6 protein-coding genes, 2 tRNA genes and 1 pseudogene are annotated in these 8,941 nt (G+C 36.2%); 2 read left to right on the top strand and 7 right to left on the bottom strand.

The genetic code is table 11. The features are described 5' to 3' along the window. The 6 genes and pseudogenes from P618_RS09495 to P618_RS04955 all read right to left on the bottom strand — a co-directional run. Positions 1-120, bottom strand: a pseudogene (locus P618_RS09495) (IS701 family transposase); the annotation flags it as partial. Positions 121-389: 269 nt separating this feature from the next. After that, positions 390-1,259 carry a DMT family transporter gene (locus P618_RS04975; RefSeq protein WP_021827889.1) on the bottom strand — a complete coding sequence of 290 codons (870 nt, stop codon included), beginning with the start codon at positions 1,257-1,259 and terminating at the stop codon, positions 390-392. A gap of 27 nt (positions 1,260-1,286) precedes the next feature. Next, positions 1,287-1,358, bottom strand: a tRNA-Gly gene (locus tag P618_RS04970). Positions 1,359-1,548: 190 nt separating this feature from the next. Further along, entirely contained in the window at positions 1,549-3,066 is a 1,518-nt protein-coding gene (gene ftsZ / locus P618_RS04965; protein WP_075260919.1) for a cell division protein FtsZ, read from the bottom strand. Positions 3,067-3,070: 4 nt separating this feature from the next. Then, a complete protein-coding gene (gene ftsA / locus P618_RS04960; protein ID WP_021827887.1) occupies positions 3,071-4,318 on the bottom strand; it encodes a cell division protein FtsA in 1,248 nt (415 codons plus the stop codon). After that, complete coding sequence (locus P618_RS04955) at positions 4,305-5,030, bottom strand: cell division protein FtsQ/DivIB (RefSeq protein WP_156919023.1); 726 nt, start codon at positions 5,028-5,030, stop codon at positions 4,305-4,307. The genes ftsA and P618_RS04955 overlap by 14 nt, the downstream gene beginning before the upstream one ends. A 412-nt stretch (positions 5,031-5,442) precedes the next feature. On the opposite strand from P618_RS04955, the gene P618_RS09490 reads away from it, so the two are divergent. Both P618_RS09490 and P618_RS04950 read left to right on the top strand, forming a co-directional pair. Beyond that, complete coding sequence (locus P618_RS09490; protein WP_021827885.1) at positions 5,443-5,586, top strand: hypothetical protein; 144 nt, start codon at positions 5,443-5,445, stop codon at positions 5,584-5,586. Between the two features lie 995 nt (positions 5,587-6,581). Beyond that, a tRNA-Lys gene (locus P618_RS04950) sits at positions 6,582-6,653 on the top strand. A 104-nt stretch (positions 6,654-6,757) separates the two neighbouring features. Here P618_RS04950 and P618_RS04945 read toward each other — a convergent pair. Continuing rightward, complete coding sequence (locus tag P618_RS04945) at positions 6,758-8,920, bottom strand: DNA translocase FtsK (RefSeq protein ID WP_021827882.1); 2,163 nt, start codon at positions 8,918-8,920, stop codon at positions 6,758-6,760. Positions 8,921-8,941 lie beyond the last annotated feature (21 nt).

Below are 8,941 nucleotides of genomic sequence, written 5' to 3'. Positions count from 1 at the left end.
ACGAGTCATTTGATCATGGCTAATTTCGCCTTGAAACATATTGGCTAAACCAGTCGATGTTGCATAGTGATTTTGACTTATCAAATAGTTGCTATAAATATCAAGAAGATCCAGTTTCATTTTTTGTCCTTAAAAACTTATGGACGAAAAATATGATTATTTCAAGCAAAAATCAACTATTGCTGCGTAACATCAGTTATTTATTCTAAAAACTATACATATTTGAATTATAATTTAACCGTTTTTATTGTATAATTTATCTATTCGCAAATCTAAACTTAATTTATTATAAACTATAATCTTAGGTTAAATTTTTGTACAAAAATTAAATAATACTTTGTGACAACGCTCTGCTCTGCTCAAAAAAATTTGGAGGGAATAAAAATTTTCTATTTAATTGAACGAGTTTCCTGAAATGTCAAGTATAAAGCCGAAGGAACAATAAAACCTAACCCCAAAAGCACGCTAACAGAAGGGATCTGATTAAAACATAAGAAACTTGCAATACAAGAGAAGACAGTTTCGCTATACTTGAAAGGCTGCAAAGCACTCATTTCGTAGGATCCTAACGCCTTTAGTAAGCAAAAAAACATCAAATTCGAGCCAATTCCTAAGATCAAAAGCATCGCCATTTCATGAAAGCTCGGAGTTTTCCAATTCCAAATTGCAATAGGTAGCAACCATAAAAAAGACCACATGGTAGGCATAAACATCGTTGAAATTAAACTTTCTTTTTGCGTCAAAAGTCTTTTATTAACAATATCCAAAACTGCAAACACAAATGTAGCTAACAACGCAATAAAGATAGATGAATTTGCTCCTGTAAAAGAAAAATTCACACTTACGGCCACTCCAAAAAAACCAAAAAACACAGAAATCCAGCGCGCGACGCTAAAAGATTCCTTCAATATTAAACTGGCCAAAATTGTACCAAAAACCGGAGTAAGATATCCCACGCTGATAACAAGAGGGATAGGAAGCTGAATTAAGCTATAACACCAAGGAAGCATCGCCAAAGCAAACAATCCTCCTCTTATCGCATGAACCTGTGACTTTTTAAATGAACTCAATCGGAAATCAGACAAAAATAAAGGTATCAGCGTAACAGTCGCAAAAAAAAATCTAAAAAATAAAATATTTATATCCTTAAGGTGCGAACCGCTAAGTCCTGAAAGCTTTACAATAACATCATTTACAGAACTCACTAGGCACATTCCTAACATCCAGAGCATACCTTTAAAAAACGAATGTACGTTCATAATTTTTTTTAAAATCCTAAAACTAAGAGCGGGCGAAGAGATTCGAACTCTCGACCCTAACCTTGGCAAGGTTATGCTCTACCCCTGAGCTACGCCCGCTTACTTTTAGCAGTCTAACAAAAGTTTTAATTTTTTACAAGAGGATATTAAGCCACATTTCAAAATAAAATTTTACTAAATTTTTGAATGAAGTATATGTTTGTTGAACAACATTTTAATCCCTTAAACTTTCCTAGCAATAACTTCCCTACCCTCATCAATTGTATCAATAGGCTAACTTTTACTAACTTTAATATTTGTCTGATTTTCCTTTACTTGCTTTCCTTAGAAATGCAGGAATCGTTAAATCTTCCCCTTCTTGCTGTTCAGTTCCTGTAGAATCAAAATTTTCTTTTACGTAAGGAATTTGATCTTCAACTCGACGAGAAAAAAATTTTTTAAACTTTGAAACACGTTTTTCAGAAGGGGCTTCATTAAAGGAAAAATCCGTAGACATTCCGTAAGGTTCTTCTGGTTCATCTTCTCGTAAATTTGAAAATGAAGAAAAACGCTCAGATTCAATCGTAAAATCTGCTCCATGTCGTCTTCCTAAGGCTGGAATATCTGCTAACTTTTGATCAAATAATTCTTCTTTAGAGAAGGGAGTGTCCCCTTCTAAATTTTCTAAAGAAGTACTCATTTTTTTTTCTTCTTCAGTTTCTTTTTTTGAAGAAACGTGTTTAGAAGGTTTATTATTAAGTTCTGCACGCTTGATTCCAGTGGCAACAACAGAAATTTGTAATTCTCCACTTGGAAGTGTATTGTCAAACGTTGCGCCAAAAATAATATTTGATGGCTGAAAATTGTCTGAAGCATCATCTTCGATCTGAGAACGGATAAAATGCAAAGCCGCATCAATTTCTGTCAACGTCATATCCTCTCCTCCAGACACCTGTACCATAGCTGCTTTTGCACGACGAATATGCTCAGTTTCTAATAAAAAGCAAGAAATAGCTGTTTCTGCGGCGCGCATAGCACGATCTTCGCCTCCTGCACGTCCAGTTCCCATCATCGCGTCTCCTTTATCTTCTTCTCCACTGTCTGCTTCACGCAAAATAGCAACAATGTCTGCAAAATCCAAGTTAACTAATCCGGGCTTTTCCATAAGGCTAATAAACATATCTACTCCGTCTCGCAATACTTTATCTGCCCAAGCAAACGCTTGAATAAAAGAAGTTTCTACTCCTGCAAGACGAAAAAGTTTTTGATTAGGCAACACTAACAATGTGTCTACACAGCTTCTTAATTTCACGATTCCTTCTTCTGCTACCGCCATTCTACGATGACCTTCGAAAAAGAATGGCTTTGTAACGACCGCAACTGTTAGAATACCTCGATCTTTGGCTGCCTTGGCTAAAATAGGAGCAGCACCCGTTCCCGTCCCCCCTCCCATTCCTGCTGTAACAAACAACATATCTACACCATCTAATCGCTTAATGACTTCTTCTAAACTGCTTTCCGCGGCAATACGCCCAATTTCTGGACGAGCTCCCGCTCCAAGACCTTTCGTCACTTCGAATCCTAACTGAATTCGATTTTCTGGAGGAACCAGAGAATTGCTCAACGCCTGCTGATCTGTATTGCAAGATAAAAACTCTACTCCCAGATGACGATGTTGCAAATCTTCTATATACTCTAAATTCTTTTCTCGCAGCATAGAATTTACCGCATTTCCCCCCGCGCCGCCAATTCCCATGACAACAATTTTAGGTCCAATTTTCTTATTTTCGAACATTTCCATAATGTTTCCCCCTGTATGTATAGACATGATTTTATTTTTTAAACAATGCATTAAGTCGATTCCAAAAAGACTTCGAGCGATGATTTGGAATCAGAGAAGACAAAGCAGAACATTGAAAATCATTAAAAGTTTCTTGATAAAAAAAAGTTCCACTGACTGCAGAAAATTCACCGCATACCCTGGGCGCTTGCTTTAACGGATACGATTTTGCAACACGCACTGGGCGTTCTAAAACTTGAGCAACCAATTCACGCATACCAGGCAATTGACTGGCTCCCCCCGTAAGCACAATGCGCTGACATGCAAACGGATGCGCACTGTACATTTCATCTAGTTTTGTTTTCATCATTCGACAAATTTCTTCACACCGAGCTTGAATAATATTAATTAAAAAAGAGCGTGCGGTTTGTCCCATGGTGTCCCCTCCCCCAAGAGGCGCCATAGGAATCATTTCCTTATGATCATTTAACGTTGGAAGCGCTGCACCATACAAAACCTTAATACGCTCTGCGTGCTGAATAGGAGTCTCGCACCCTCTGGCAATATCCTGAGTAATATGATTACCTCCCAACTTAACAAGTTTCGATCCCACTAACCGCCCTTGGAAAAAAAATCCCATTCCAGTTGATTGAGCCCCCATATCAATGACGGTTGCTCCTAACTCTCGCTCATCAGAAGTTAAGCAAGCAAGTCCACTACTATAAAGTCCCAAAAGCAACCCCGAGAGCTGAATTTGGCATCGTTTTAAACACTCAACTAACGTATTAAATCTTCCCTTGTGAACCCAAACAACATGGCAATAACACATCAAATTTATACCAGACATTCCACGAGGATCCTTAATTCGATCCTGATCATCCACACAAAATTCCAGAGGAATAAAATGTAAAGGAAGATAATCTTGATGACGAGACACAAATCTATTCCACAAATGATCTAGTAATTTTTGAGTCACCACTCCTTCGTAAATGGGAGATTTAAGTACATGATAGTCAGAATAAAAAAAATGACCATTTAATGTGACGACTGCTTGATGAATCTGAACATTAGATTGACGTTCTGCTTCATAAATTGCAGCGGTGATTTGAGATTCTAGTGCCCCTACATCAACTAAATTTCCTCCCTCAATTCCTTTTGATGCCGCATGACCAGCTCCGATAATTTTAACTTCTTCTTCTTTTTCCCAAGCTCCCGTCCAACAACAAAATTTGCTAGACCCAAGATCAATTCCTGTGATAAACCGACCTGTTAACAAACTAGGCATACTAAATTTTTTCATTTTTTTCCTTTTTAGCCCGCTGTTCCTCTAAAGATTGGGGGACATCTTTATCAAACTCTATGAGTACAGAATCTCCAGATCGCAAATCAACAACTTTCACATTTTTAGGAATTCGATGACGCAATGCTAAAAATCGTTGCAATCCAAAGCGGACATCTCCTTCTGGAAGTTTTACACATAATTTATGATCTACATACACATCCCAACGTCCTGAACGCAAAAAAATTGCCTCATGAACACTATTAATACGAAGTAACGATAACGATTTTTGTAAATCAAAAACATTTGAAGGTGCGTTTGTTCCAATAATTCTTAAAAGATTATTCCATTTCACAAGTTCTTTTGAGGAAAGAGAAAGTATTACTAATCCTTCTTTATCTACCAAGTATTTTTTTTGATCTGGCGCAACCCAAACAGCAATGGGCTCTCTCTCACACAAACGTATATATATACGATTGGGAAAAATTCGCTCAATAACTGCAGATCGAACCCAAGGTATATTTTCGATAGTATTCAATATCTTGGGAAGATTAAGAGAAAAAATAGATCTTTGTGGAATTAAATTTAAAGCACGCTTAATAACTAAAAGATCAGAACGCTTTCGCCCTTCTACAAAAATTTCCTCTACTCTAAAACCTGCCCAACACAATAAGCGATGCATACTATCTGAAGCGCTCCACCTGTATATTACTCCCCCAAAGATTACAATCATCCATAACGCAATCTTCGCACTATAAAATAACCACTTATACTCTGAAATCACGCGAAATGAAAACAATACGCTTTTCTAAAGAATGCCATTTTATTATCATTTATACAAGAGTTCTTTAAAAAAATCTGAAGCTTTTCTTAAAAAAATATTGCCTAATACACGATTCTTAGATTCATAAAAATTTATTTTTGATATGAATATTTATCAGTTTTAAAAAAAAATATTTTATGAAATCTATACATTAATTAAATTAACCGATCTTAAAAAAAATGAAATGACTAAAGTGTTGATAAGGGGATTATCGCGTAGGGTACTATAGATCTACTGCAAAAGTTAGCGTTGATTCTAGACTGCGTCGTCACGAGATTATTAACTAAAGAAAAAGGCATCTTAATTTACACAACAAAAAGAAATGAAAAAATATTTTGCGTATCATGTTGAAAATTCCTCTCCAGCGTTTCAGGTGAAGGAATTTATTCTTTACAAGATGTCTGAGCTTATAAATATCATTATTGTGTTTGCTTTGTTTTTTTCTATTTTTAATTTGGGGAAATAAAAGGAGTGATGTTATTTTTTCTTACCTCATCAACAATTTTTCTCATCAATAATTTTATAGGTATCCCATCTTTTATCTGCAAAAAGATTTTCAGCATTTTATTTCTTCCACAAGATAACTAGCTTGTTTTGCAATCAGAAAGAACGCCTGAATTTGACTAGATGCCCTTTGCATTCAAGGCCATATGTAGCTTCGTGTTGAGCCCCTTTTCTGCTGTATAAGAATGCACTTTTATACGGCTATCGCCATTCACTCATAGTCTGGGTCAATGCTCAGTTTTTCTAAAAAATTTTCCCAAATTTTTTCATTTTACCATCTGAAAAATTGCCTTCTGCAAAATCTTTCTGTGCGTATTTTTGAAATCTCCATGAGCCAAAAGGAAGATCCCGCCAAGAAGACTTTGTCAAAATCCGCAACACAGAGTTTAACGATTTTTTTGCTTTTCCTCCCTAACTCCCCTTCTCTTCCCGCTTAGATAAGACCCTAAATATTTTCAAAGATTCATTGGATACGTTGTGTCTTTCTGTGCTATTGCGTCATCTTTTTTAAAGAACAAAATTCCTGATTTTCATTATGTTATTTCGTGACGACATAATTTGGGCAAAAAAAATTTAGCCCATTTTTCGCTATCTACGGCCTGGAGTTAAGGTGTCAACCGTTTCCGAAAAGGTGTGCTATGTAATTCTTATCATCCTAGAGCGTATCAACATAAACAAATGACTTTCCGGATTTGAAAAAGATCACACAGTCAAAAGGAAAATTTTTTCAAAAAATGTATGGCAACTTCCACAGCAAGTCTAGTGCATACTTATTTTTTTCTTTTCAATGTATAAATATTTGATATTTAAAATTTTAAAATTTATTCAATATATTAAATATTAATTAACCACAGACATGCAAACGTTTCAAAAAAAATTTACAAGCCGTATCTATCAATTTAAGTTCAAATAGGTGCTTGACTTTCGAACAGAAATATACGATACTGTCTTTGGAAGGGGCCTTTAGCTCAGTGGTAGAGCATCTGACTTTTAATCAGAGGGTCGCAGGTTCAAGTCCTGCAAGGCCTACTTTCAATTATTTTAAATTTATTTTTTAGAAGTTATCTCTGCTTAAGTATTTTTTTTTTAAAATAGATTTTTTTGTTGTTTGATTTATACTATCTGCAAACCACTCATCTTGTATTATTTAGAATTTCTCGCTTTCCTGAGTGATTTGGAGCCGAGATAATTCCTTCTTTTTCCATCTGCTCTATGATACGCGCAGCGCGATTATATCCAATTTGCAACTGCCTTTGGATGTAGCTTGTAGATACTTTTCTGTCTTGATACACAATGGCCACTGCTTTTTGATACAGCGCATCTTGCTGAGAAAGAAGTTCTCCCGTAATCTTATCCTCTTCCTGAATCTCCATATTAATATACTCTGGAGAACCTCTAGTTTTTAAAAAATTTACAACTTTTTCAATTTCTTCATCGCTGACAAAAGGACCGTGTATGCGCATAACTCGACCAGCGGAAGCCATATACAGCATATCTCCTTGACCTAATAAACTTTCCGCACCTTGTTCCCCTAAAATTGTACGACTATCAATTTTTGAACTCACTTGAAAACTAAGCCTAGTGGGAAAATTAGCTTTAATGGTCCCAGTTATCACATCTACAGAAGGACGCTGAGTTGCCATAATAAGATGAATTCCTGCTGCTCGCGCCATTTGTGCTAATCTTTGAATCAATACTTCTAACTCTTTTCCTGCCACTAACATCAAATCCGCCATTTCATCAACAATAATGACGATGTAAGGTAAAAATTCTGTATCAAAAACCTGTTGTTGAAAACAGGGACGATTTTCTGAATCAAACCCCAACTGAACTTCTCGTGTCAAAGGTTGATTTTCTTTTTTTGCTTCTTGAACTTTTTGATTGTATCCCGAAATATTGCGCACACCTAGCTGAGACATTTTTCGATACCGAAGCTCCATTTCTTGCACTGCCCACTTTAAGGCTTCTAAAGCTTTTTTATGATCTGTAATGACCGGAGCAATTAAATGAGGAATTTCATCATAAACAGTAAGATCGATGATTTTAGGATCGATCAACAACAATTTACACTGTTTAGGAGATAATCGATACAACAACGACAAAATCATACTACTTATTCCAACAGATTTTCCTGACCCCGTAGTCCCGGCCACTAATAAATGTGGCATCTTGGCAAGATCCACAATTACTGGCTGTCCTGCAATATCTTGCCCTAACGCCAAACCTAGTTGTCCTTGAAAATCTGTGTAAAAAGGACTGTTTAATAAATCATGAAGATACACCATATGACGATGAACGTTAGATAATTCAATTCCCATAAGATTTTTTCCAGGAATCAGCGCCACACGCGCAGACAAAACACTCATAGATCGAGCGATATCATCAGATAAACTAATAATTCGGGATGACTTAACTCCCGGAGCCGGCTCTAAATCATACAAAGTCACAACAGGTCCGGGACGTGTATTAACAATTTTTCCCTTAATTCCAAATTCTTCTAACACGTTTTGCAAACGATCAATAGACCCTTGAGCAATCTCTGTTTTCAAAAGCCCTTTTCCTGGATTTCGCGTCAAAAACTCCAATGGGGGTAAAGCGGTTTCTGGATTGTTTAGATAAATGGAGGGAGCTCTGATAATTTCTTCTTTGATCTTAGAAAGTTTAGAAATTTTTAAAGGTTCTCGATCTTTTTTTGATTTTAGATCAGTGCTACCGCCTTGAACATGTTCTTGCATATTTTGCGCATCTTCTTTTTCTGACTTAAGACGAGAAAAAAAAATTATCCATTTTTTTAAAAATTCATCCCCTAAAAATAAACCTAAACTACACCCAATACCGTACACACATAAAACCGCTCCAACCCAAAAAGAAATTTTACCTTCTTTAATCCAAGTCCCCAAGCCTGGAGGATACATCTTTAGTAAAGCACCAAATTTTTCACTGAACAGCGTAGAAAAAAAAGAAACAAAAACGCTTAGCAAAAAACTCCATCTTAGCCAAAACCAAACAAAAGTTCCAAGCGCGATACTCACAAAAACGCAAAATCCAAAAAAAACCCAAACCCAAGCGCCCAATCCAAACCACTGAAAAAAAAGATCAGAAACGCACGCACCCCATACGCCCATCAAATTATCCGGAACTCCCCGAACGCATATATTCCAACTAGGATCATGAGGTGAATACGACAAAAAGCTGACCAATAAAAAAAAATCAAAAGCCAGAACTAATAAAGCAACTCCATCTCTTACTGCGTGAGATACAGAAGACAAAAAACTTGAATTTTTCCAAAACGCCATAAATACACAACGTATACTAAC

Origin of the sequence: Holospora obtusa F1 (assembly GCF_000469665.2) — a bacterium.
In the GTDB taxonomy this organism is placed as follows: Bacteria; Pseudomonadota; Alphaproteobacteria; order Holosporales; family Holosporaceae; genus Holospora; species Holospora obtusa.
The sequence above is the reverse complement of the archived record's forward strand: the minus strand, read 5'-3'. Positions and strand labels throughout refer to the sequence as shown.